The sequence below is a fragment of the Dyadobacter psychrotolerans genome, from assembly GCF_004349265.1.
GTDB classification, from domain to species: domain Bacteria; phylum Bacteroidota; class Bacteroidia; order Cytophagales; family Spirosomataceae; genus Dyadobacter; species Dyadobacter psychrotolerans.
Genome location: NZ_SMFL01000002.1, coordinates 570,001 through 594,084, shown reverse-complemented (window position 1 = coordinate 594,084; position 24,084 = coordinate 570,001). Strand labels below are relative to the sequence as shown.

General features: G+C 42.7%; 19 protein-coding genes. 12 read left to right on the top strand and 7 right to left on the bottom strand.

Annotated elements, in window-relative coordinates:
• The first annotated feature begins 84 nt into the window (after positions 1 to 84).
• Positions 85 to 4,449 (top strand): PAS domain S-box protein, encoded by a 4,365-nt coding sequence (locus tag E0F88_RS06245; protein WP_131957352.1) that lies wholly within the window; start codon positions 85 to 87, stop codon positions 4,447 to 4,449.
• A 62-nt stretch (positions 4,450 to 4,511) separates the two neighbouring features.
• Here the strand turns inward: E0F88_RS06245 and E0F88_RS06240 are convergent, their stop codons facing one another.
• From E0F88_RS06240 to rluF, 4 genes are all read right to left on the bottom strand, one after another.
• A complete protein-coding gene (locus tag E0F88_RS06240; protein ID WP_131957351.1) occupies positions 4,512 to 5,591 on the bottom strand; it encodes an AI-2E family transporter in 1,080 nt (359 codons plus the stop codon).
• A 132-nt stretch (positions 5,592 to 5,723) separates the two neighbouring features.
• Positions 5,724 to 7,907 (bottom strand): alpha-galactosidase, encoded by a 2,184-nt coding sequence (locus tag E0F88_RS06235; protein ID WP_165940005.1) that lies wholly within the window; start codon positions 7,905 to 7,907, stop codon positions 5,724 to 5,726.
• Positions 7,908 to 7,995: 88 nt separating this feature from the next.
• A complete protein-coding gene (locus E0F88_RS06230) occupies positions 7,996 to 8,535 on the bottom strand; it encodes a hypothetical protein (protein WP_131957350.1) in 540 nt (179 codons plus the stop codon).
• Positions 8,536 to 8,591: 56 nt separating this feature from the next.
• The gene (rluF, locus tag E0F88_RS06225) at positions 8,592 to 9,341 is read right to left on the bottom strand and encodes a 23S rRNA pseudouridine(2604) synthase RluF (RefSeq protein ID WP_131957349.1); all 750 of its coding nucleotides are present in this window, start codon (positions 9,339 to 9,341) and stop codon (positions 8,592 to 8,594) included.
• Between the two features lie 162 nt (positions 9,342 to 9,503).
• Between rluF and E0F88_RS06220 the strand changes: the two genes are divergently transcribed.
• The 3 genes from E0F88_RS06220 to E0F88_RS06210 are packed head-to-tail and all read left to right on the top strand — an operon-like array spanning position 9,504 to position 13,012.
• A complete protein-coding gene (locus tag E0F88_RS06220; RefSeq protein WP_131957348.1) occupies positions 9,504 to 10,799 on the top strand; it encodes an acetylxylan esterase in 1,296 nt (431 codons plus the stop codon).
• A gap of 51 nt (positions 10,800 to 10,850) precedes the next feature.
• Positions 10,851 to 11,672: a purine-nucleoside phosphorylase gene (locus E0F88_RS06215; protein WP_131957347.1), complete on the top strand. Its 822-nt coding sequence runs from the start codon at positions 10,851 to 10,853 to the stop codon at positions 11,670 to 11,672.
• A gap of 35 nt (positions 11,673 to 11,707) precedes the next feature.
• Positions 11,708 to 13,012 carry a Gfo/Idh/MocA family protein gene (locus E0F88_RS06210; protein WP_131957346.1) on the top strand — a complete coding sequence of 435 codons (1,305 nt, stop codon included), beginning with the start codon at positions 11,708 to 11,710 and terminating at the stop codon, positions 13,010 to 13,012.
• Positions 13,013 to 13,077: 65 nt separating this feature from the next.
• Here E0F88_RS06210 and E0F88_RS06205 read toward each other — a convergent pair whose 3' ends face one another.
• Positions 13,078 to 13,434, bottom strand: coding sequence for a hypothetical protein (locus E0F88_RS06205; protein WP_131957345.1), 357 nt, complete (start codon positions 13,432 to 13,434; stop codon positions 13,078 to 13,080).
• A 173-nt stretch (positions 13,435 to 13,607) separates the two neighbouring features.
• The gene (locus E0F88_RS06200) at positions 13,608 to 13,934 is read right to left on the bottom strand and encodes a tetratricopeptide repeat protein (RefSeq protein ID WP_131957344.1); all 327 of its coding nucleotides are present in this window, start codon (positions 13,932 to 13,934) and stop codon (positions 13,608 to 13,610) included.
• A gap of 96 nt (positions 13,935 to 14,030) precedes the next feature.
• On the opposite strand from E0F88_RS06200, the gene E0F88_RS06195 reads away from it, so the two are divergent.
• The 8 genes from E0F88_RS06195 to E0F88_RS06160 all read left to right on the top strand — a co-directional run bounded on the left by E0F88_RS06195 (position 14,031) and on the right by E0F88_RS06160 (position 20,551).
• A complete protein-coding gene (locus tag E0F88_RS06195) occupies positions 14,031 to 14,768 on the top strand; it encodes an electron transfer flavoprotein subunit beta/FixA family protein (protein ID WP_131957343.1) in 738 nt (245 codons plus the stop codon).
• Between the two features lie 57 nt (positions 14,769 to 14,825).
• Positions 14,826 to 15,800, top strand: a complete 975-nt coding sequence (locus E0F88_RS06190) for an electron transfer flavoprotein subunit alpha/FixB family protein (protein WP_131957342.1) — start codon at positions 14,826 to 14,828, stop codon at positions 15,798 to 15,800.
• Between the two features lie 348 nt (positions 15,801 to 16,148).
• A complete protein-coding gene (locus tag E0F88_RS06185) occupies positions 16,149 to 16,748 on the top strand; it encodes a bifunctional nuclease family protein (protein WP_131957341.1) in 600 nt (199 codons plus the stop codon).
• A 136-nt stretch (positions 16,749 to 16,884) separates the two neighbouring features.
• The gene (locus tag E0F88_RS06180) at positions 16,885 to 17,763 is read left to right on the top strand and encodes a cell division protein FtsX (RefSeq protein WP_131957340.1); all 879 of its coding nucleotides are present in this window, start codon (positions 16,885 to 16,887) and stop codon (positions 17,761 to 17,763) included.
• Between the two features lie 29 nt (positions 17,764 to 17,792).
• Positions 17,793 to 18,008: a DUF3098 domain-containing protein gene (locus E0F88_RS06175; protein WP_131957339.1), complete on the top strand. Its 216-nt coding sequence runs from the start codon at positions 17,793 to 17,795 to the stop codon at positions 18,006 to 18,008.
• Positions 18,005 to 18,784: an undecaprenyl-diphosphate phosphatase gene (locus E0F88_RS06170; RefSeq protein WP_131957338.1), complete on the top strand. Its 780-nt coding sequence runs from the start codon at positions 18,005 to 18,007 to the stop codon at positions 18,782 to 18,784. The genes E0F88_RS06175 and E0F88_RS06170 overlap by 4 nt, the downstream gene beginning before the upstream one ends.
• A gap of 133 nt (positions 18,785 to 18,917) precedes the next feature.
• Positions 18,918 to 19,619, top strand: coding sequence for a tRNA pseudouridine(55) synthase TruB (truB, locus tag E0F88_RS06165; protein ID WP_131957337.1), 702 nt, complete (start codon positions 18,918 to 18,920; stop codon positions 19,617 to 19,619).
• Positions 19,616 to 20,551 (top strand): bifunctional riboflavin kinase/FAD synthetase, encoded by a 936-nt coding sequence (locus E0F88_RS06160; protein WP_131957336.1) that lies wholly within the window; start codon positions 19,616 to 19,618, stop codon positions 20,549 to 20,551. Before truB ends, E0F88_RS06160 begins: the two co-directional genes overlap by 4 nt.
• Before the next feature lie 74 nt (positions 20,552 to 20,625).
• Here E0F88_RS06160 and E0F88_RS06155 read toward each other — a convergent pair whose 3' ends face one another.
• Positions 20,626 to 23,916: an ExeM/NucH family extracellular endonuclease gene (locus E0F88_RS06155; protein ID WP_131957335.1), complete on the bottom strand. Its 3,291-nt coding sequence runs from the start codon at positions 23,914 to 23,916 to the stop codon at positions 20,626 to 20,628.
• Positions 23,917 to 24,084: the final 168 nt, after the last annotated feature.

Genomic DNA, 24,084 nt, shown 5'->3' with positions numbered 1-24,084 from the left:
ATACGTACAACTATTACTACTTTCATTATTGAAAAAAAATACAGAGATTTAAAGGATTTTATACCTTGCCATACTCCATAAAGAATGAATCTTTCCCCTGTTCCTGAAAACGAACGCGAACGACTTAAAGCACTGCAGAGTTATCAGATTCTGGATACACAAAGTGAGAAAGATTTCGATCGGCTTACAGAACTAGCGTCTCTTATCTGTGACGCGCCCATGTCTATGGTTACATTGATCGATGACAAGCGGCAGTGGTTCAAATCAAATTATGGTCTGGAGATGACCGAAACGTCCAGGGATCTGGCGTTTTGCAGGTATACAATTCTGGGCGATTCTCTTTTGGAAATTGAGGATGCAAGTCTTGACGAACGTTTCGACACAAACATCTATGTAACAGAAACGCCAAACGTAAGGTTTTACGCCGGGCATCCGCTCGTTGATCCCAATGGCTATTCGATAGGAACTATCTGCGTTTTTGACAGCCACCCTAAAAAGCTTACAGATCACCAGAAACAGGCGCTTAAACTACTGGCAGAGCAGGTTATGTCTCTGATTGTTGACCAGAGGAAAAGAGAGGAGCGCCGAAATTTTGATCGTCTTTTTACACTTTCCAATGATTTAATCTGCATAGCAGGTACAGACGGCTTTTTCAAAAAAATCAATCCGGCATTCGGACAAGTACTGGGCTGGGATGAGCATTTCCTGTTAAATACCCACTTTTTTGATCTTGTACACCCCGATGACCGTGAACAAACGGCCAGGGAATTAGCGCGGCTATCAACCGGAGAATCGGGAATCAATTTTGTTCAGCGTTTAAAAAGCAAAAACGGAGATTACGTTTTTATTCAGTGGGTTACGACTCCCGAGCCTGCAACCGGCAATATGTTTGCGATTGGGCGCAATATCACTGAAGAAAAAATAAAAGAAGAAAAACTTAAAATAAGCGAAGACAATTTCCGGACATTTTTCGAGAATTCGCAGGGCTTGATGTGCACGCACGATCTGGACGGCAGGTTCCTAACGGTAAACAGTGCAGGTGCAGCCTTGCTGGGTTATGTAAAAGAGGAGGTTTTAAAGCTGAGTTTGTTTGACCTGATTCCTGCCCGACATCATCAGATTCTCGAAAAATATCTTCATGAAATACGGGAGAACGGTATTTCCAGTGGACTGATGACCACCCAGCACAGGGACGGATCTTACCGGATCTGGAGCTACCATAATATCCTGATCGAAGTCAAAGAAGGGGCTGATTATGTTGTAGGAAATTCCATTGACGTCACCGAAAGCCATCGCCTGGCAAAAAGTCTGGAGAAAATGCAGGAAATGCTCCTCCAGACCAATCAACTGGCTAGTGTGGGAGGCTGGGAAGTGGATGTGCGTCAGAACAAGCTTTATTGGTCAGATATTACAAAACAGATCCATCAGGTAGATTCTGATTACGTACCAGACCTAGCGACTGGTCTTAGTTTTTACAAAAAAGAAGAGAGTTTTTTGAAAATATCTGAGGCAGTAAATCTAGCGCTCAAGGAGGGCAAAAGCTACGATCTGGAGCTGGAGCTCACAACCGCCAAGGGAAAAGAACTTTGGGTAAGGTCAATTGGTCATGCAGAATTCGAAAACGGCAGGTGCAAAAAGCTTTACGGAATGTTTCAGGACATTGACGAAAGAAAAAAAGCAGAACTTGAAATTGTCAATGCCAAGAAATTACTCGACGATGTATTAAATGCTGCATCGGAAGTCAGTATTATTGCAACCGATGTTGAGGGAACGATCACAGTTTTCAATAAAGGAGCAGAGAAATTACTGGGTTATACCGCAGACGAGGTTGTCGGTAAATCAACGCCCGAATTCATTCACCTCAAAGAAGAACTGCAAAAACGTTCGGAAGAATTATCTACAGAATACGGTTTTTCAATTGAAGGTTTCAGAACCTTTGTCTATAAGGCCGAATCGGAAAGTTCTGAAATCAGAGAATGGACTTATAGGTCTAAAAGCGGCGAACTGCTTCCTGTTTCACTGGTTGTTACTACAATAAGAGATTACAATAACACCATCATAGGTTACCTCGGAGTAGCCACGGACCTCTCTGCAAGTAAGAAGGCTGAGCAGGAATTATTTAATGAAAGAGCCCGTCTGCTTGCCTTTGTTGAACATGCACCGGCGGCAGTTGCGATGCTGGACAGAGATGTCCGGTACCTGGCAGTGAGCCGTAAATGGATTGATGAATATAAATTGCAGGAACAGCATATCATCGGCATGTCTCATTACGAGGTATTTCCCAACATTGGTGAAGAATGGAAAAACATGCACCAGCGTGTTTTGCAGGGCGAAACCATTTCCAGAGACGAAGACTTGTGGATGCCGCAGGGCTGGAATCAGGCACAGTTTCTCAAATGGGAACTACGACCCTGGTATCAGTTTGACGGATCTGTTGGTGGCATTATGATGTTTACTGAAGACATTACAGAAACCACCCGCAGGCAGGAAGAATTAAGGCAGGCCAAGTTGCAGTCTGAACAGGCTAGTATAGCAAAATCTGAGTTTCTGGCTAATATGAGCCATGAAATCCGAACACCTTTAAATGGGGTGATTGGATTCACAGATCTGGTGTTAAAAACAAAGATGAACGATACGCAGAAACAGTATCTGGGTATTGTAAACCAATCTGCCAATGCGTTACTGAGCATCATTAACGACATCCTTGATTTCTCCAAAATAGAAGCCGGCAAACTGGAACTGGACGTTGACAAATGTGATATTTACGACATTACGGCTCAGTCGGCGGATATTATTTCCTTTCCAATTCAAAACAAAGGATTGGAAATGCTGCTTAACATCCCGGCCAATCTTCCAAGGTTTGTCTGGGTGGATGAAATCAGATTAAAACAGGTTTTGATTAACCTGCTGAGCAACGCTGCGAAATTTACCGAAAGCGGGGAGATTGAATTAAAAATAGAGATACTCAATTACCAGCCGGAAGAAAGCCAGGATATAACCTGCCGGTTTATCGTTCGGGATACAGGGATTGGTATCCGTGAAGAAAAACAGGCTAAAATTTTCGAAGCCTTCCTGCAGGAAGACGGCTCTACTACAAAAAAATATGGTGGCACGGGTCTGGGACTAACGATATCCAACAAGCTTCTTGCTATGATGGGAAGTCAGCTTCAGTTAAAAAGTGTTCTTGGCGTGGGCAGTACATTTTTCTTTGACATGACCCTACTATCCGAACCGGGCGAACCTATTGTCTGGGAGAATGTAGATGCAATCAAAAAAGTATTGATCGTTGATGATAATGACAACAATCGCCTGATCATGAAAAAAATGCTGCAGCTTCTCAAAATTGAATCAGATCAGGTTAAAAATGGTTTTGAGGCACTGAAAGCACTGGACTCTCCTGTTCACTATGATGCGGTGCTAATGGATTACCACATGCCTTACATGGACGGGATCGAAACCATTCGTAAGATCAGAATGACCTTTCCGGGCACCGCAGAAGATTTGCCGATTGTTCTTTTAAACAGCTCTGCGGACGACAGCAAAGTGATTAAGGCCTGCGAAGAGCTTAAGGTCAACTACCGGCTGATGAAACCGATCAAGCTTAACGATATTTTCCTTTGCCTTTCCAGACTGTCACAAAAAGAGATGATTGAAGAAGTAAGTGAATCGGTTGAAAATTATATATTTACTTCTGGAGAAATGCTCGTGTTGATCGCGGAGGACAATCCGGTGAATATGTTCCTTGCAAAAACGATCATTAGTAAAATTACCCCGGAAGCAAAGATTCTTCAGGCTGCCAATGGAGTTGAAGCAGTTGAATTCTGCAAAAAACAGCTGCCCGACCTGATTTTCATGGATGTGCAGATGCCGGAAATGAATGGCTACGAAGCCACTTATGCGATTCGTAATCTTTCGCAGGACAGGCACATTCCAATTATCGCCCTGACAGCCGGCAACGTCAAAGGTGAACGTGATAAGTGTATCGCGGCCGGCATGGACGATTTCATTTCAAAACCTTTTGTAGAAGAATCTATTCGGCAGGCAATTAATAAATTTTCAGATAAAACCAGCACTATATCAAGCGAAACGAAAACTGATATGCACACTATATCAAATGAACACTTTGACATTGTTAGACTTAAAGACACCTATATGAACGACCAGGAGTTCATAACGGAGTTTCTGGCTTTAACCCGGGAATCGCTTCACAGCAGTATGTCCGAGTTTAAAGCACATTTTCAGACTAATAACCTTAAAGGAATCAAAGCGACTGGACATAGGCTGAAGGGAGCTTCATCTTCTGCTTTTTTAACAAAAGTCACAGAAATTACACAGGACCTGGAACATCTGGAAACCTTTGATGAAGCCAAAATCAAAAAATTGCTTGAAGATCTTCAGAACGAAATTGATTTACTGATACCTATTTTACTGGAAACTGAGCAGGCTTAGCTAGATAATAGACATTTCATCGATTTCATCAGTGAAAAGTTGTGTTAAGTTAAATATTTAAGTTAAACCGGATTAACCATCTTATCTGCCTGTTTTCTGAGTCCCTCTCGCCCTGCGTCCGGCTTTTCATTTCCCATCAAAAACGCAAGTGATCTTGTCTTTTCAAAATACTGGAAGGACACTTTGAGTATTCCGGTAATCGGAATGGCGATCAGCGTACCGGGGATACCCCATAAAACGCCAAAGGCAATAACTGAGGTGATCGTCATAAAGGGATTCAGATCCACTTCCTTCCCAACCACGTAGGGCTGTGTAATGTAGTTGTCAATCATTTGAGCAGCGAACATAACCGATACGACAACCAACACACTCGAAAAACCGCCCGAAACCATCGCCAGAAGTGCTGCCAAGCCTCCACCAATGGCGTTCCCCAAATAGGGTATAAATGAAAACACCGCTGCAATTAAAGCAAGCAGCAATGCATATTTAACTCCACCAATCAAAAAGCCCGTTCCGTATAAAACAGCCAATATTAACATTGCCTTAAACATACCCCAGAAATAACCTCCGGAAGTTTTTCTTATTTCTTTTAATACTTTTCTTACTTCCGGCTGCTCTTCCCGCGGAACGTTAAGAAGAATAAATTCTTTAAATCTTTCACGCTGGGAAAGGATAAGCACGACATAGACGATGACCAGGATAAAACTCGTTACCGCTCCACCAATCGTTCCGAGTGCTGCCGTTCCTCCCCTGCCCAAATTTGAAAGCATTCCTTTCGCCTGCTGAAGCTGCTCGTCAGGATCGATGCCCGCTTTATCTTCTATAAATGATTGAGCATCATCCAATAACTTCACCGATGTTTTTTCTATTTGCGGCCAGTCTTTTGAAATAATTCTCACCTGGATTGTAAGTAAAGAACCCAGAAAGACGAAGAACATTAAAAGAAGAAGCGTACTGCCGGCAACCGCAAATCCCCGGCTTATATTTTTGTTCATTAGCCAATCCATTACAGGAATCAGCATCATGGCTAAAACGATACCGATTGCCAGAGGGGCAAGAAATGTTTTGCCCAAATAAAGGCCAGCCGGAACGGCAATTAATAAAAGAACCCACTTTAAAATTTTGGAGATGTCGCTGGTCATTGATATGTAGTTTTAAAATTGCCTTAAAAAACCATTCCAGTAAGTAGTTGGTAAAACCTGTGAATGCACAAAAAAAAACCGTGAAGTTTGTACACTTCCACAGGGCATTTCCCACAATTAACCTGGGTCAGATTATTCCACTACCAGCCAGGTATAACCATTTGCAGGAATTTTTACTGACACCTCAACTTCATAATCCCGGCTCACCTTATACGTTCTGGGAATACCCTCCTTTTCACGGATTTTCAGTGACGTGTGCTCTCCGGTATAATAAGCCGGCAATTTTAGTGAACGGGTAATTTCTTCTTTTTGAGGATTGTACAACATCACCAAACCCTTTTGTTTTAAGGCTGGATTGACGTGCATAATACCGTCCCAATCTCGTCCATCGGCACGGCGTAAATGTAGAATATCCGAATTGAGAATATTCCGGTATTTTTTATACCAATCAATGACATCAACGACGGTTTTTCGGGTTTGCTCTGTATCATAAAGTCTCGGCCCGCGGTAACAGGCCTGAATACCGGCTCCATAATATTGCATCATCAGCTGCTCGTAGGCATCCAGATGTTCCGAGAGCGGTTCAAGAATCGCATCAGCGTCGCCACCCTGATACTTTGTCAGCGGTACAAATCCCCACACCATCGAAGGAGTTTCACTCCACATCGCATCAAAAATATTCTGTCGGTTTAATATCTTTTGCTGATCGCGGGATAATGAAAAATTCACCTCACGATAACCCAGAGCGATTTTATTAGTCCCATCCAGAAAATACCAATCCGGTGCGTTTACATAAACTCCATTTTCGTTACACCAGCGGTAAAGTCCTTTTTGCATTTCCATTTGTTTCCATTGCGAATCATGCAAACCTTCATGCCCCGGGTGTGTTGTTGACGCACAAACGTCGCCCGGGTAGGGACCGTCGTTTTCAAAAATATTAAAACCAGTGTAGGTCATAAAAAGTTTAAGTTTGCTTACATACGCAAGTCCCCATTTACTACCCAGACAGGGAGCGTGTCCACCGAAAAATGCGCCGCCCGGCTTTCCCGTTTTCGGGTCGACCACATCGTCTTCCGGGCTGATTTTTCTGGAACTAAAAAGAGAATAACTACCGATCAGCACATTTTTGCTGTGTGCATAATCTGCCAGCTCTTTCCACTTTTTCATGTTCGCCGCGGTTGTGTCCTCCATATTGCAATGGCTGCCAAAACTCAGGATCAGCGCCTCATAACCTGTTGCCTGGCATTGATCAATGGCTGTTTTTACTTCGGAATCATTTTTACTTACCAAATGCATAAATATCGGATTGCTCGTAACCCAGGGAGCAATTGTTCGATACATCTTTCTGACTGCCAACCCCTTGCGCTCACGATCATAACTGTCCTGCAAAAGTTCATAAGTGCGAATACTTTCCAGTGACTCACCTGTTTTTAGATTCACACCCATATTTACATTTGGATGAACTTCCAGCAGGCAGGGTGTCTGATAATTATAGTTAACCTGCGAAGTGTAAGACGGATCCACTTTCCAGTGCGTCGCCTGATCGCTCAGCGGGTATCGCATTGCATTGTTAAAAGCAAAATTATTTTCAACGTAAATCCCGTTAGGCTTAGCCATTTTATCGGCACTTCCTTCTACCGCACTTTCTTCCTCAATTACAGCAAGTATCTCATTAACAATTTGATCTACTGTAACTTTGCCACCGGTATTCGCTACTGTTACCCATTTGCTAAGTAACGGCAACCCATCAAACAGAGAATAATGCACCTGAACATCCAGATCCTTTAACTGTGGAAGGGATGATTTAAAAAAAAAGGTAATCGTTTTGCCTGTCGGCATCTTCGTGTTACCGGTCCACATTGTCGTTTTCCATTTCAGGGTATTTTCAATGTCAGAAACAGAATATTTAACATAGTGAAAGGCACTATCTGATATTTTCATTTGGTCTACCCATTCCGGCAGCAGGTAGCCATTTTCTTTTTGCCCGCTTAAACCTCCAACATTATACGCTTTTCCGTTCAGGATAATTCTTGCCTCTGCTTTGACAGACCGTAAGAGCTGCTGACCATTTGACAGATTAGTGTAGTTGATGCAGGCCAGGTCCGGGGTAATGCGAAATGTCCTCTGTAAAAGACCGTTGTTCATAATAAGATCTTTACCATTTTGGGATAGGTAAAACCCGGCTTTTTCACTAACAGGCCGGATAAGCCAATCGGCAGCCATTTTTTTGTCACCAGATTGTTGCCAAACCGGCAAATTCTGGGCATTTATTGCACTGGTAAAGAAACCCAGAACAATCAGATAAACAAATTTCATTTTTAAGGGATTAGGTTATTTTTAAAATATTTTTAAATATACCTATGAATAGTAAAAAAATATAAATTTATACTCTTTTAGAAAAAATTTATCGCCAACCCAGACCAAGGCTAAATCCACCCCAAACTGCAAATTCTCTGTCGAGCAAGGGCGTCATCCGCGCTTTACATATATATATCCATCTTGGCTTCACCAAATGAAATCTTAATCCAATAATACCCATTGGTGAAAAGTAAGTGTTTTTATAAAGCTCATTTGGTAAACTGGCACTGGAAGGTTCGAATATCGACAATGCTGCTCCGGTCTCCAGATATGTTTCAAAACTGTGATAAGATGGTGCAGGCGAGCAAAGGCTCCGGTGATAAGGATTCAGAATAAAATTATAGGTAGTTCCGGCTTCAAGACCAGGCGGGCGATTATTTTTCCGGCCTGCGCTGGGCAGACCAATTCCTGCATCCGCATTCCAAAATCCGCCCTTCCTGTACGAAAAAGGCATCTCTGCTGAGATCATTGTACTTGGAGCGGTTCCAAGAACATTTAAGGTTATCCCGCCCCTCAGCCCGGTAAAATGAGGCTGCGCGATTAACCTTAAAGAAAACAAAATTAAAAGCGGAAAACATCTATGCATACACTAAAGGTTCTTTCAAAAGCAACGACAGAACCTTATTTTAGGTATGCAGCCTCTTACTCTTCCTGATCGTTTAAGTTTTCAATCAACGAACCCTCTTCGGTTTTGACAGAATCTTGAACCGCTTCATTAATAAATTTCATTTCTGAATCCGTCAGATCTCTCCATTTTCCAACCGGAAGTCCGTCAAGCGTAACGTTCATGATACGTACTCTTTTAAGTTTACTGACAGAATAACCCAGGTGTTCGCACATGCGGCGGATTTGCCGGTTAAGTCCTTGTGTGAGGGTAATGGTAAAAACATGGCTTCCCTCCTTTCTGACAAAACATTTTTTTGTAATGGTTTCTAAAATCGGTACTCCCTCAGACATCTTTTTTACAAATTCAGGCGTAACCATTTTGTCTACGGTGACCAGGTATTCCTTTTCATGGTTATTTCCGGCCCGAAGAATTTTATTGACGATATCGCCGTCACTCGTCAGAAAGATCAGCCCCTCTGAAGGTTTATCCAGCCTCCCGATTGGAAAAATGCGCTCCGGATGTCCAATGAAATCTATGATATTTCCTTTAATCTGCCGTTCTGTTGTACAGGTAATTCCAACAGGTTTATTGAAAGCAATATATACACCCGCTTTTTTAACCTTCAAAGATTTTCCGTCTACACGAACATCATCTGATTCCGAAGCTTTGTCGCCAAGTACAGCTATTTTCGAATTTAATGTCACCCTGCCCTGCTCCACAAGTCTGTCCGCTTCGCGGCGGGAACAAAAACCCGTTTCACTTATAAACTTGTTAATCCTGATCATTACTGCTTCCTGTTGCCCTTAAAATTTGTACGAATCGTTTTCAGACCGCAAATTACCTTAAATCAGAAAAATTATCTTACAATCGTTAAAGATTCCGGCACTTTCGCACTTTAACAGTCAGGAATAATTCCGGATACTGTTTATTGATTTAATAATCATTCTATGAAAAATCGTTTTTTACCGCTTTACCTTCTACTTTTCACCGCCCTATTATCCCACGCGCAGCCGGTTAAACGATATGTGGACGTGGTTGTTGCTGCCGACCATGACGACTGGACTTACAAAACCGGCGAGAAAGTTCAGTTTACAATCTCCGTCATCCGCAACGGGAACCTGGTAAAAAATGTCCCGGTCCGTTATGAAATCGGGCTTGAAAAGCTTGAACCAACCATCAAACAAACAAAAACGACAGCAGACGGCAAACTTGTCATCGATGGCGGAACCATGAAAACGCCGGGGTTTTTAAGATGTATTGCCTATGCAGTTGTGGACGGAGCAGAATACCGCGGACTTGCGACAGCCGGATTTGAGCCGTTCAAAATACAGCCAACGGTGACCAATCCTCAGGATTTCGACAGCTTTTGGGATGCCGCAAAAAAAGAACTTGCTGCTGTGCCTATGGATGCAAAAATGACGCTCCTGCCGGAAAGGTGTACCGCAAAAGTTAATGTATATCATTTGAACCTACAAAATCACCGCCAGGGACTCCGAGTTTATGGTATCTTAAGTGTCCCAAAAAAGGAAGGAAAATATCCGGCATTACTTCGTGTACCAGGGGCAGGAATCCGGCCATATTACGGAGATATTGCTACTGCTGAAAAAGACATCATCACTCTTGAAATAGGTATTCATGGCATTCCGGTGATTATGGACCCGTCGGTTTACACGGATTTGAGTGCGGGAATATCAAACGGATATCCTTCGTACAATATGGATGATAAAGATAAGTTTTACTACAAAAAAGTTTACTTGGGCTGTCTTCGCGCCAATGATTTTTTAACAAGTCTGCCGCAGTACGATGGTCAAAACCTTGCGGTAACCGGTGGAAGCCAGGGCGGAGCACTTTCGATCGTGACAGCCGGTTTGGACTCGCGTGTAAAATGGCTGGGCGCTTTTTATCCGGCTTTAAGCGATGTTACCGGTTATCTCCACGGCAGAGCCGGAGGCTGGCCCCATTATTTTGACAAAAACAGCGTGCAGGCAAATAACACCAAAGAGAAACTGAACACGGTAGCTTATTACGATGTGGTAAACTTTGCAAAAAGAGTTAAGGCGCCCGGATACTATATGTGGGGATACAACGACGAAACCTGTCCGCCTACATCCATGTTTGCGGCATACAATGTAACTAATGCGCCAAAAGAGCTTAAATTGTACCTTGACACCGGCCATTGGACTTATGCTGATGAAAGAGATATCATGAATAACTGGCTGACAGAGAAACTGAAAGGCAAGTAATCCCGTGGTTTCCGGCGTTTTTACGCAATTCTAATATATTAAACAGATCCTATGTTGTTGGAACAAATTCAGAAAGCAAGTGAATTTTTAAAAGAATATACCAAAAGTTTTGAACCTGAATTTGGTATCATACTGGGAACAGGACTGGGCTCTTTGGTCAATGAAATTGAAATTACTTACACCATTTCGTACAGCGATATTCCTAATTTTCCTGTTTCGACGGTAGAAAGCCACTCGGGTAAACTGATTTTTGGAAATTTATCAGGAAAAAAGGTTTTATGCATGCAGGGTCGCTTCCACTACTACGAAGGTTACAGCATGCAGCAGGTTGTTTTTCCGGTACGTGTCATGAAGCTTCTTGGTGTTCAGACATTGCTTGTTTCAAATGCCTGCGGAAGTCTTAATCCGGCTTATAAGATCAGCGATCTGATGGTAATCAATGATCATATCAGTTCATTCTTGCCTTTGAATCCTTTGATAGGCACGCACATTCCTGAATTTGGAGACCGCTTTCCCGACATGAGCGATCCTTATGATGCTGTCCTGATTCAAAGGGCTTTAAACATAGCAGATGAGAATCATATCCCCGTTCATTCAGGCGTGTATGTGAGCGTTTCAGGCCCACAGTTGGAAACGCGTGCCGAATACCGCATGCTTCGTCAAATCGGTGGAGACGTTGTTGGCATGAGTACTGTTCCCGAAATCATTGCTGCACGTCAAATGGGAATCAGATGCTTTGGACTTTCGGTTATCACCGATCTGGGTATTCCTGAGACACTGGAAAAGGCTGAATTTTCTAAAATCGTTGCGGCCGCCCAAAAAGCAGAACCCGGTATGACGCTGATCATGAAAGAATTGCTGACCTACCTGTAAGAAAAAAAGACTAACAAAAAGATTTACAAACAGATATGGATCGTCGAACCTTTATTGAAAAAACAGTTCTTTCAACAGCGGTATTTTCTTCTCTGCCACTCCTTTCTGCGCTCAGCCGGGCAGCTCCTTACCGCACTGCTCTTGTAGGATCAGGTTGGTGGGGAACCAACATCCTCCGCTGTGCGATACAGTCGGGCGAAAACAAGGTGGTTGCACTTTGCGATGTGGATGAAAATCAGTTGAAGGCTTGCGCAGCAGAGGTATCAAAACTGACACCCGATAAACCAAAGCTGTACAGAGATTACCGGGAGATGCTCGCCAAAGAAAAGCCTGAAATCGTAATCGTTGCTACACCCGACCACTGGCATGCGCTGTGTTGTATTGCTGCCATTGAATCCGGAGCACATGTCTATGTAGAAAAACCAATTTGCCACACCATTAAAGAAGGCAGAGCCATGGTCAATGCCACGCGAAAACATGGCCGGATTGTTCAGGTTGGTACACACCGGCGGGTATCACCGCATAATATTTCCGGGATGGAATTCTTAAAGTCAGGCAAGGCCGGAAAGATAGGGATGGCCCGGGCATTTGTGCATTACGGCGGAGGTGCCGGACAAAAGGTGCCAAACGAAGAACCACCAAAAACCATCGACTGGGATTTCTACTGCGGCCCTGCTCCTTTGGCTCAATACAATAAAACAATCCACCCAAAAGGATTCCGGAATTACCTGGACTTTGCTAACGGTACACTTGGCGACTGGGGAATTCACTGGCTTGATCAGGTTCTTTGGTGGTCGGATCAGAAGTACCCTAAAAAAGTTTATTCAACAGGAGGAAGAGCCATTCGCCAGGATAACACCGATGCACCGGATCACCAGGTTGCTGTTTATGATTTCGATGGATTTACCCTGGAATGGGAGCACCGGAATTTTGCTGGCAACAATGCGGAGAAAACCGATCCTAAACAGGCCGTGGGTGTATATTTTTACGGAACCGAGGGAACATTTCACATGGGCTGGCTCGACGGCTGGACCTTTTATCCTGCTAACACCAACAAACCGGTCATACATCAGGACGCACAGCTAAACAAACCGGATGATCAGAATATACAACAGCTTTGGGCCAATTTTCTAACCTCAATCAAAACTAACACTCCACCTGTTTGTGAAATAGAAATTGGACAGCGCTCAACAAATGTTGCACTACTGGGCATGCTTTCGTACAAACTCGGACGAAGCATTGTCTGGGATGGAGAAAGAGAAACCATTGCAGGAGATGCAGAGGCCAATAAATTGCTCAGCCGGGAATACCGTGGTGAATGGAAATATCCGCAAAGCTAGTTTAATATATAAAAACGGGTGAATGGTCGTATGACCCATTCACCCGTTTTTATATAATTTCTTTATTAATCGATTTTAACAACCTCAGCAGGGATATTGTATTGTTCGATCATTTCTCTCGTGAAACGTACATGACCTCTTGGCGCCATCAGATACAATTTCGCGCCCTTCATACCCGCTAATTCGCTCAAAAGCTTCCATTTGGAAATACTTCCGCGAAGCTGGTCAGTTTTCATTGAAACTTCCAGATAATGTCTGTTAAACATGTTTACACCGGTTACATCTGGTGTAAATTTAATGTTATCTGCTGCTCTTTCATACGACTTAGGGGTTTCAAACCCTTCCATATTGGCTTGGATTTCCTTAAACCCATGAGCCTGTGCCCACTTTACAACAAGCGGAATGAACGATTCCTTTTCCATAAATATCAACGAATAATTTTTTACGCTTCAAGCGAGGAACTCAAAAACAATTATCAAACTTAGCCGGGCGGAGAGAAAATTGTTAACCGAAAGCTGTCTGCTATGTAGTATTTCCTAATAAACAGGAAAGGTACAGGTTTTTATTGTACTGAACAAATTTTGACTTCAAACTATTAGTCATCCAGCTCGTCTAAAAAGCTTCTGTAAGCCCTCAGAAGCTCCTGGTGCGTCTTTGTATTCTTCTGATTAAGAGCCAAAGCGATGCCTTTTATATAGATTTCCTCTGCCCTGCTAATTTTATCCTGCATAGCAAAAAATGATGCAGCGTGATAGTAGGCAGGCAAATATTCGGGATGCTCCGCCAGTAAAATATCAAAAAATGCGGCAGCTTTTAACATATCAAATTTGGAATATTCCAAGGCGAGCGCGTACACATTGAAGGGATCTGACGGATCCTCCTCGTAAAAGGATAACAAATTCTGAAGTAATGCGTTTTTCATTGGAAATTATTATGCTTGCATACTATTTAAGATTTTCCTTATTTTGCGAATGACAAAGTTATTCTCAGAAAAGTTAAAATACGTAACTATATTATCATGAAAATACTCGTTTGTATTACCAATGTACCTGATACGACCGCTAAAATATCTTTTACCGATAACGACACCAAACTTAATAAAAACGGAATCCAATATATTATCGGACCCTATGATGATTATGCACTGGCAAGAGGCGTTGAATTGAAAGAACAGTTCGGCGGTGCAGTAACCGTACTTCATGTGGGTGGCGCAGAAGCAGATCCGCAAATTCGTAAAGCACTTGCTATTGGCGCAGATGATGCGATCAGAGTCAATTGTGATCCTTTGGATTCCTATTTTGTTGCAAGCCAAATTGCTCATATTGCCCGTGAAAACAGTTACGACCTTATTCTTATGGGGCGTGAATCCATAGACTTTAACAGCGGTGTTGTACACGGACTTGTTGGTGAAATGCTTGGTATCCCCTCCTACTCTCCGGTAATGAAACTGGATATTGAGGGCAGCACTGCTACCATTGCCAGGGAAATAGATGGCGGGAAAGAAACTCTTTCAGCACCACTTCCACTTGTACTTGGCTGCCAGGAACCAATTTCGGAATGGAAAATACCTAATATGCGTGGCATCATGACTGCCAGGACAAAACCGCTTTTGGTAGTGGAACCTGTTTCGGTTGATGACATGACAGTTCCTGAAAAATATTCACTTCCGGCTCCGAAAGGCGCCTGCAAAATGATTCCGGCGAGTGAAGCCGAGACGCTTATAAAATTGTTACAGACAGAAGCTAAGGTATTATAAAACAGGAAATCATTTCCATTAGCAATTCTATCATTTTTTCATTCAAAATTACACGATATGTCAGTTCTCATATTTGTTGAAATAGATAACGGTACGATAAAAAAAACATCCCTTGAAGCGATTGCCTACGGGGCGAAGATCGCAGAAAAAACAGGGGGTAATGCCACCGTTCTGGCATTAGGAGCTGCGGATGCGACCGAACTTGAAAAGGCCGGTTTCTACGGAGCCAATAGAGTTTTACATGCTTCGGATGCAAAACTGGCACATGAAAACAGCCTGGCCTATGCCGACGTTCTGGCACAGGCTGCTGCGAAAGAAGACAGTAAAATCATCATCCTTGCAAAATCCGGGCTGGGTGATGCGGTAGCTGCACGTGCGGCGGCAAAACTAAAAGCAGGAATTGTTTCAGGTGTAACCGAACTTCCGGAAATAAACGGGGCTTTTACGGTGACCAGAAGCATCTACACAGGAAAGGCCTTTGCAACTGCTGAGATCAAATCTGATGTAAAAATACTGGTGATTAAAAAGAATGCAATCGAAGTTGACGAATCACAATTATCAACTTCTACCGCCATTGTAGAAGCTTTTGCAGCAGCCTTGCGCGACTCTGATTTTACAGCAACAGTAGGTCAAGTTGAAAAAGCAAGCTCCGAATTATCTCTCACCGAGGCCGACATCATTGTTTCCGGTGGACGAGGTATGAAAGGTCCGGAACACTGGCAGCCGCTTTTGGATCTGGCATCTGCCTTGGGTGCTGCGACAGGCTGTTCAAAACCGGTATCCGATCTGGACTGGCGTCCTCATCATGAACATATCGGACAAACCGGAATTAAGGTTGCACCGAACATTTACATTGCCTGCGGCATTTCCGGCGCTATTCAGCACTTAGCTGGTGTAAACGGCTCAAAATGTATTGTTGTTATTAATAAAGATCCCGAAGCACCTTTCTTTAAGGCAGCAGATTATGGTATTGTCGGAGATGTTTTTGAGATCCTTCCTAAGTTAACCCAGGCTGCAAAAAACCTGAAATAAACTTCATTTTTAAGCTGGTTTGAATTATTTAAATATTTTCGTTCCGGATCATCGTATTCGTTTTCAGACATTTAGGTTTTTTTAGACACAATTAGTTAATATCAACAGCAAGCTTAACCCGTCCCTCATTTTTTAATGCAGGACGGGTTTTTTATTTTTGCATCCTGAAAGCTTGCCCTTTACAGAAATAAGCAGGAACAGTTTAAGTTGCTTTTTTGTTAAAATACTGGAAATCAAATCAGTATTTAATAATACAGATACTTTAGCTCAGAACTTATTAAACCGGGCGAATCAGAATTCTCACCACAGCTGTTAACAAAAACTTGCGCTTGCGCATAAAGTTTAAACGTGAAAAAAATTAAGCTAGAAATACTAGGTCTGTCCCCCAGCCAATCACAGGCCGGATCTTTTGCATTGGTGCTTGGCGAAGAATTAGGTAACCGCCGGCTGCCGATAATTATCGGTGTTTTCGAAGCACAGGCTATCGCGGTTCAGATCGAGAATATTGTTCCCAACCGTCCGATGACGCATGATTTATTCAAGTCGTTTGCGGATGGCATGAATTACACTTTGAAGGAAATTGTAATCTCTGATTTGAAAGAGGGCATCTTTTATGCAAAAATCGTTTGCACGGACAGCCTTCGTGAGGTAGAAATTGATGCTAGACCTTCGGACGCAATTGCTATCGGCCTGCGTTTCGGTATTCCTATTTATACATACGAGGCAATTTTATCCGAAGCCGGTATTGTTTCCAGTTCGGCAGCAGAAGAGGAAGATGATGAGGAACAGGAAACAGTACGCGAAACGCTAAAAACAAAAGGTTCTCTTAAAGATCAGCTTCGCGACCTTTCGTTCGACGAGCTGCAGAGAATGCTGGACGACGCGCTTTCAAAAGAAGACTATGAGAAGGCGGCGAACATTCGTGATGAAATGGGCAGAAGAAATTAAACGCCGCTTTCATAAAGTTAAAAATCGTTAAGCATTGCCTTAAATCGGCCTCTTTTTAATATAAATCCTTATTTTTGCCATTGCTGGTCCGAAAAACGAAAAGTTAAAGACCGGAAAAAGCGAAATCTTACGCGCTATGCCTAAAAAAAAGAAGATCGGTAGTTATCCAAATGCAATGATTGTAATGAGTCTTACGGCTGCATTATTCTTAATTGGCTTTTGCGGGCTGTTGGTAATTCAATCCAAAAAACTGGTTTCGATCATTCGTCAGAACATAGAGGTGAGGGTTTTCCTCGACAAAGAAGCTTCCAAGGCAGGCCAGGATTCTATATTGAATTTATTCAAAACAAAGCCTTATGTTTTGGTAACTTCTGAGGTTGCTCCTATTTCATTCGTGTCAAAAGAGGAAGCAGCAAAAGAATTTATAGAAGGAACAAAGGAAGATTTTTCAACTTTCCTCGGTCAAAACCCTTTACGTGACAGCTATCGGGTAAAAATTGGTGAAGATTACTTTGAAGAATCAAAACTGCAACTTATTAAAAAAGATATTGAAGGCATTAAAGGCGTTTATGAAGTTGTTTATCAGGAAGATCTTGCTGACAACATCAATCGCAATGTAACCAAAATTTACGCTGTCCTGGCTAGTTTTGCTTTGATCATGCTCATTATCATTGTATTGCTTGTTAACAATACGATCAAACTTGCCATTTATTCGCAGCGTTTCCTGATTCGCAGTATGCAGCTGGTGGGTGCTACAAACGGATTTATACAAAAACCCTACATTCTCAGAGGTGCTATTCAGGGACTTACCGGGGGCATTGTAGCCGGAGGGTTATTAATTGCATTACAGCAGGTGGCAGTCAGGAATGTAGAAGGATTGGCTGTTTTGCAGGAATATAATAAAATAGCGATACTCGTTGGTATAGTAGTAATACTGGGAATTGCGATTGGCATTGCTAGTACCTATCAGTCTCTTGCGCGCTACCTTCGTATGGCACTTGACGATCTTTATTAAGTCATAAATCAGAATTTAACACAAAAAATATGAATAACAACAGGAACAACCTTCCGTTTACGACCACCAACTATGTGACCATGCTGATTGGTCTTGCAGTCATTTTGGGAGGATTTTTAATTATGACCTTCGATACCGAAGAATTCGGCTTTGGCACCCTGGGTTTAACTGTTGGACCGCTGATCGTTGTGGTCGGTTTTGTGATTGAATTTTGGGCTATCTTCCGTAAACCGGCTAATTCATGAGTATTTGGCAGGCCATTATTTTAGCGATCGTTGAAGGCATAACAGAGTTTTTACCAGTATCTTCTACCGGCCACATGATTATCGCTTCCTCGTTCATGGGGATCAGTCATCTGGAGTTTACCAAAATGTTCACCGTAAATATACAGTTCGGTGCTATCCTTTCAGTTGTTGTGCTTTACTGGAAGCGCTTTTTTCAGTCCACAGATTTTTATTTCAAATTATTCGTTGCGTTTCTTCCGGCGGCTGTCCTTGGATTTTTACTCAACGACTTGATTGACGCCATGCTGGAAAATGTTGTGGTTGTTGCCATTTCACTTTTAGTAGGTGGTATTATTCTTGTTTTTATCGATCGCATTGCAAACGACACAACTGGCGACAGAGAAATTTCTTACTTTGATGCTTTGAAAATCGGCTTTTTTCAGTGTATTGCGATGATCCCGGGTGTTTCCCGTTCGGCATCCACCATTATTGGAGGCATGCTTCAGGGTTTGTCGCGTAAACAGGCTGCTGAATTTTCCTTCTTTCTTGCCGTGCCAACAATGGCAGCAGCAGGAGGTTATAAATTACTTAAGACTTACGATACAATTCAGTCGGAAGACATTAAGATATTGTTGCTGGGAAATCTGGTTGCGTTTGTTGTTGCCATGCTTGCAATCCGGTTCTTTATAAGTTTCCTTACAAAATACGGGTTTAAGGTTTTCGGTTATTACAGAATTATTCTGGGATTGGTACTGCTGGGTTTGCTGGCATCCGGTTACAAGCTGGACATCGTCTGACCGACCTTATAAATAGAATTTAATACGAATTCAAACCACAGAGCCCGCGTTCTGTGGTTTATCTTTTTCTTTAAAATAAATTTGGACTGTTGCTGAATAATCAGCTTCTGATTCATTTATCAAAATTATAAATTTGAATAACGAAACAATTATTCCGGACGAAGGCGAAGTCATTTTGATTAACAAACCCTTACGATGGACTTCTTTTGATGTTGCCAACAAACTCAAAAGAGGCTGTAAGTTTAGTAAAATCGGTCACGCCGGTACGCTCGATCCGCTGGCAACCGGTCTACTTATTTTGTGTACCGGCAAGAAAACGAAGCAAATCGATTCTTATCAGGCTCAGGAAAAAGAGTATACCGGAACATTTGTTCTTGGCAAAACCACGCCTTCAATTGATTTGGAAACAGAATTTGACGCTGAATTTCCCGTCGATCACATTAACGCTGAAATTCTGGAAAAAACAAGACAACAGTTTCTGGGACAAATTGAGCAGATCCCTCCTATTTATTCAGCGGTGAAGGTTGACGGTGAGCGGCTTTATAAAAAAGCCCGTCGCGGAGAAACTGCTGAGATCAAAAAAAGAACCGTAGAAATTTCACTTTTCGAAATAGATTCTTCCAATTTCCCATCAATTGATTTTAAGATTGTTTGTTCAAAAGGAACATATATTCGTAGTATTGTACGTGATTTTGGTCAGCTGGCACAAAGTGGTGCTTACCTGAGCGCGCTGTGCAGGACACGGATCGGTTCATTTGAACTGAGCAATGCCTGGGAGCTTACCGATTTCATTTATCAGAAAAGGATTGAATTGAAGTTACCTGTTGAGGAATGAATATCTACCATAGTCTGGATGCCTTTGAAAAATTAGATTTTGCCGTTGTAACCAGCGGAACTTTTGATGGGGTACACATCGGACATAAAAAAATACTTTCCCGGCTCAGGGAGATCAGCCAACTTTCAGGCGGAGAAACAGTTGTACTAACTTTTTGGCCTCATCCGCGAACCGTTGTTTCCGAAGACAGCCAGTCATTACAGCTACTTTCTACGATTGAGGAAAAGATAGAACTTTTTGCCCAGCTTGGTATAGATCATCTTGCCATTATTCCCTTCACAAGGTCTTTCTCGGAATTGTCTTCCGAAGATTTTATCCATCAAATACTGGTAGATAAAATTGGCACAAAAAAACTGGTGATCGGCTATGACCACCGTTTCGGAAAAAACCGGGAAGGAAGTTTTGAATTTTTAAAACAAAACTGTTCGCAGTATGGCTTTGAGGTGGAAGAAATCCCGCGTCAGGATATTGAAGATATGGCAATCAGCTCTTCCCGTATTCGTAAGGCGTTGGTGACTGGGCAAATTCACGAGGCGAATGAACTGCTGGGCAGGCAATATAACATTTCAGGGACGGTGGTTAAAGGAAAACAGCTTGGCAGGACAATAGGTTTTCCAACGGCCAACGTTCATCCGGATGAATCCTACAAACTAATTCCGCAGAACGGGGTTTACGTTATAAAGGCAACTTATAAGGATGAAACATTTAAAGGAATGCTCAACATTGGTGTCAGACCGACCGTAGATGGTACTTCCAAAACGATTGAAGCGCATTTGTTTGATTTTGATAAGGAAATATACGGAGAAGAACTTCAACTGGAATTGCTGCATTACCTGCGTCCCGAACAAAAATTTGACGGACTGCCATCTTTAATGGCGCGAATCAAACTGGATAGAGAAGAGGCTCTGGCTTTTTTTTCTAAAACAGAATAGCATATTTTGTAAAAATAAAAGCCGTGACAATCAGATAAAACTGAAAATCACGGCTTTTTCTTTTTTATGTAGAATTATTGTTTCACAAACCTGAACACATGCGTTTCATCAGCTCCTGATATACGGATCAGGTAAATTCCTGATTTGATGTTCGGCAGCGCGCGGTCAGCGCTTTTATTGATTTCAGATAACGAACCTTTGCCTGAAAGAAGCTTGACGCCATCCTGGCTTAGGATTTCATACTTCAAACTTTTTGCGGTTGCCATTCTTCCTGCAAGTTTCAGCGTCACATGATCTGTAACCGGATTAGGATAAACAGTAAGTTCGCGGTCAGCTTCGCCATTCAGTTTAACGGTAACAACTCTTGAATTGGTCGTTGTTCCATCCAGATCCAATTGTTTCAGACGGTAGTAAGACAAACCTTCCAAAGGCGCCGCATCCAGAAAACTATAAGTTTTTACCGTACTGGTATTTCCTGCACCATCGATAACCGCAAGATCTTCAAATGATACCGCATCCGCAGAACGTTGCACAGTAAAGTGACTGTTATTGATTTCAGAAGCCGTTTTCCAATTCAGCTGTATCTGTTTGTTCACTTCTTTGGCGGTGAAAGAAATCAGGTTTACTGGAAGAGCACCGGAGAAATTTACGCCGATTAATATCGGATCGTGGTCTGATGAACGGAATGGGCTTGATGCATCCGTGTAGGTAGTGTTGGTATATTGTAAAAGTGTAGGCTCATTAGAATTGATATTCCACTTTTGCACTGCCACTTTATCAGTCATAGAGGATGAAATGACCGCGTGGTCTAATGAACCCAGCGCTCCGTTGAAAAGGTAGGAATGTGCTGTTGAGGTACTGGCTACGACAAGTCCGCTTGCACGCAACAGATCCAGTGGATCCTCTTCAAAATAGGCATTGTAGTCACCGACACTTACTATACGGTCAGATCCGCTGGTTGTTACCAGTGCATTTATAAAAGTAACAAGTGCAGATGCCTGAGCTTTACGGGTTGCATTGTAAAAACCCTGACCGTCGCCATTATCTGCATCAGCACCCGTGCCTCCACTTCCTTTTGACTTAAAGTGATTTACTATAAAATTGAACTTTTCACTGGCAGTGGTAGTGAAAGTTTGTGCCAGAAACGGACGTTGTCCCGTAACCCCGGTTAAAGCCGCTGCGCCTTCGGGGAAAATGGTTGCATTCTTGTAAATAATTGCGCATTTGATTTCGTCGGTATTGCCGGTCTGGATTGATGAACCATCCTTTACAATTGAATAGGTATTCGCACCCATTTTAGCATTAAGACCATTAACCAAATCCTGAATTGCAGATAGTGTTCCTACACCATCATTCTCAATTTCCAGCAATCCAACAACATCCGCATTGATTTGAGAAATGGCTTCGATGATCTTACTACGCTGAATTGCAAAAGCCGCGGCCGTAGTTGCTCCTCTTGAAGTTGGAAAACCTCCACCCGATCCGTTTCCATTGAAATAATTAAGCACATTAAAACTTGCCAGTTTGATGGTGGCATTTGTAAATGTCGGCACTGTCGGACGAGGTGCACTAACAACTACCGGAGCATCCCCACCTGGTAATGGCTGAATACGATACTTCAGGAAGCCGTAGCCCATAATTCCTTTTAGAGAAGAAATGGAGCTATTGATCCGGATTGTTTTCAAAACGGGATCTAAGTAAGGAGTCGGTGAAGGATTTGACAATCCTGAACCGTCGTCCAAGACGATAACCTTGTTGGCATTAGCCGTTTCATATGCTGTTACCGCGGCTGCGTTTGAATTTCCCGGACTTGTTTCAAAATTGGTTCCTGTTTCCGGATTATCATTTGGATCCACAATTTGTGTGGCAGTGTAAACACTTCCTGACATAGAAAGTCCCAATTCACCATACTGTGCCAGAGAAAAATTATCCGATACCACAAGATCAGAAGTAAATTGCACGCGCATAGCTTCATATTTCTCCGCAGCAGCAATAGAATAGTTTGCATTATCGATTGACGAAAATGAAGGTGCTGGATTTCCGGACGAAATGATTGAAATGGCAGGAGCTATTATCGCCGCCTGGTTGAAAGAGGGGGAAGTATTGCTCTCATCGACGGTACCAGTAACCAAAACTTTATCACCAATTGCAACTGTTGGATTTGCCTGCGATACAAATATCCCTTCGGATGTATTTAAGTCTCCGTCCCAGTCTGCATCTTCTTCCTGAATGTAAAAACCTGGCGGGTCTAGAGTGCCATAAACTCCGGTTACAATGGCTTCTACCGTAAAACTTCCGGACGTTGCCATAGATCCTGTTCCCTGAATCGCACTAATTTTTGTAGTTGGGAACGCGGTAACACCATTTGCTGAAAGCGTAACTGATCCTGGTGTTGAACCACCACCACTAAAACTTAATAAGCCATTTACCGCACCGATTGCAGAAGGATTTACAACTACATAAACTGTGAAATTAGTCGATGTTGTTGGCAGCTCTGATTGTGTAAAGGTCAAGGAAGTACCAAAAGCCCCCGCTGCCGTTTTCGATATAGAAAAAGGTGATGCTGTGCTTATCGTTACATCCTCGTTGGTCAAATTATTGTATGTTAATATCAATGGTTTGACTCCAGAATTCAGGTTTACATATTGATTGGCAAAGTCCAGAGCAGCGGATCCGGAAAATAATCCGTCTGACGGTTCTCTGTTCGAAGTCGAATTCTGTGGATTTACTGCTGTCTGAACTACAAAATCCTGACCATTGTCGTTACTATCCCACCCATTTCCTTTCAGATAATCGCTTCCTGATGGGCCTAATAATGCCGCAGTTGAGGTAGCACTCACTTTTCTTTCTACCGAAGTGGCGTTGGCAGGCGTACCAGTAGGTCCCGTTCCCTCATAGGAAACCGTGGAACCATACCCTACAAAGTCAATAATAGTCGTTCCCGTTGGTTTGGCTCCGGATAAAGCGGCTGTGCATTGGCAAAGAATGACTTTTCCTGAACCTGCACCCATCATACTCGTTCCCGTCGCATCGGGCGTAGGAAGTGATGCCATCGTTGTTCCGGCACCAGCGGCCTGTTGAATAAGGTAATACCCTTTCGCCTTAATTTCACCAGACAATGCAACCGGGGCCCAACTGGTACCAGCAGCACTTGTGAATTGTACAGACCAATTATTTAGACTAATTGCTGTTGACGTTGGATTGTATAGTTCTATAAAATCATTTTTGAACGGAGCACCACCATTTCCACCCCCACCATAAACTTCACTGATCACCACATGATCAGCAGTTTGAGCTCGTACCTGAATCGGTGCATGGCATAATCCAAGCAATCCCACACATAAAAAAAGTAATTTTTGTTTCATTCGAAAAATCGAGTTTGTTAGATAAAAAATTTTGTAAAACTAAAACATACCCGGCCACCAGGCATTAACCCAGTATTAAGAATGGTATGGTCTGAAGAAGTTGTTGAGTATTTGCCTTAAAAAGTTGGAGAGGTTTGGCAAGCTTAACCCGGAGGTTAAGCCGGTGTT

What these genes read in the sequence shown, in the direction of transcription:
- E0F88_RS06245 (WP_131957352.1), top strand. Translation starts at nt 85, where the DNA reads ATGAATCTTTCCCCTGTTCCTGAAAACGAACGCGAACGACTTAAAGCA.
- E0F88_RS06240 (WP_131957351.1), bottom strand. Translation starts at nt 5,591, where the DNA reads ATGACCAGCGACATCTCCAAAATTTTAAAGTGGGTTCTTTTATTAATT.
- E0F88_RS06235 (WP_165940005.1), bottom strand. Translation starts at nt 7,907, where the DNA reads ATGAAATTTGTTTATCTGATTGTTCTGGGTTTCTTTACCAGTGCAATA.
- E0F88_RS06230 (WP_131957350.1), bottom strand. Translation starts at nt 8,535, where the DNA reads ATGCATAGATGTTTTCCGCTTTTAATTTTGTTTTCTTTAAGGTTAATC.
- rluF (WP_131957349.1), bottom strand. Translation starts at nt 9,341, where the DNA reads ATGATCAGGATTAACAAGTTTATAAGTGAAACGGGTTTTTGTTCCCGC.
- E0F88_RS06220 (WP_131957348.1), top strand. Translation starts at nt 9,504, where the DNA reads ATGAAAAATCGTTTTTTACCGCTTTACCTTCTACTTTTCACCGCCCTA.
- E0F88_RS06215 (WP_131957347.1), top strand. Translation starts at nt 10,851, where the DNA reads ATGTTGTTGGAACAAATTCAGAAAGCAAGTGAATTTTTAAAAGAATAT.
- E0F88_RS06210 (WP_131957346.1), top strand. Translation starts at nt 11,708, where the DNA reads ATGGATCGTCGAACCTTTATTGAAAAAACAGTTCTTTCAACAGCGGTA.
- E0F88_RS06205 (WP_131957345.1), bottom strand. Translation starts at nt 13,434, where the DNA reads ATGGAAAAGGAATCGTTCATTCCGCTTGTTGTAAAGTGGGCACAGGCT.
- E0F88_RS06200 (WP_131957344.1), bottom strand. Translation starts at nt 13,934, where the DNA reads ATGAAAAACGCATTACTTCAGAATTTGTTATCCTTTTACGAGGAGGAT.
- E0F88_RS06195 (WP_131957343.1), top strand. Translation starts at nt 14,031, where the DNA reads ATGAAAATACTCGTTTGTATTACCAATGTACCTGATACGACCGCTAAA.
- E0F88_RS06190 (WP_131957342.1), top strand. Translation starts at nt 14,826, where the DNA reads ATGTCAGTTCTCATATTTGTTGAAATAGATAACGGTACGATAAAAAAA.
- E0F88_RS06180 (WP_131957340.1), top strand. Translation starts at nt 16,885, where the DNA reads ATGCCTAAAAAAAAGAAGATCGGTAGTTATCCAAATGCAATGATTGTA.
- E0F88_RS06175 (WP_131957339.1), top strand. Translation starts at nt 17,793, where the DNA reads ATGAATAACAACAGGAACAACCTTCCGTTTACGACCACCAACTATGTG.
- E0F88_RS06170 (WP_131957338.1), top strand. Translation starts at nt 18,005, where the DNA reads ATGAGTATTTGGCAGGCCATTATTTTAGCGATCGTTGAAGGCATAACA.
- E0F88_RS06160 (WP_131957336.1), top strand. Translation starts at nt 19,616, where the DNA reads ATGAATATCTACCATAGTCTGGATGCCTTTGAAAAATTAGATTTTGCC.
- E0F88_RS06155 (WP_131957335.1), bottom strand. Translation starts at nt 23,916, where the DNA reads ATGAAACAAAAATTACTTTTTTTATGTGTGGGATTGCTTGGATTATGC.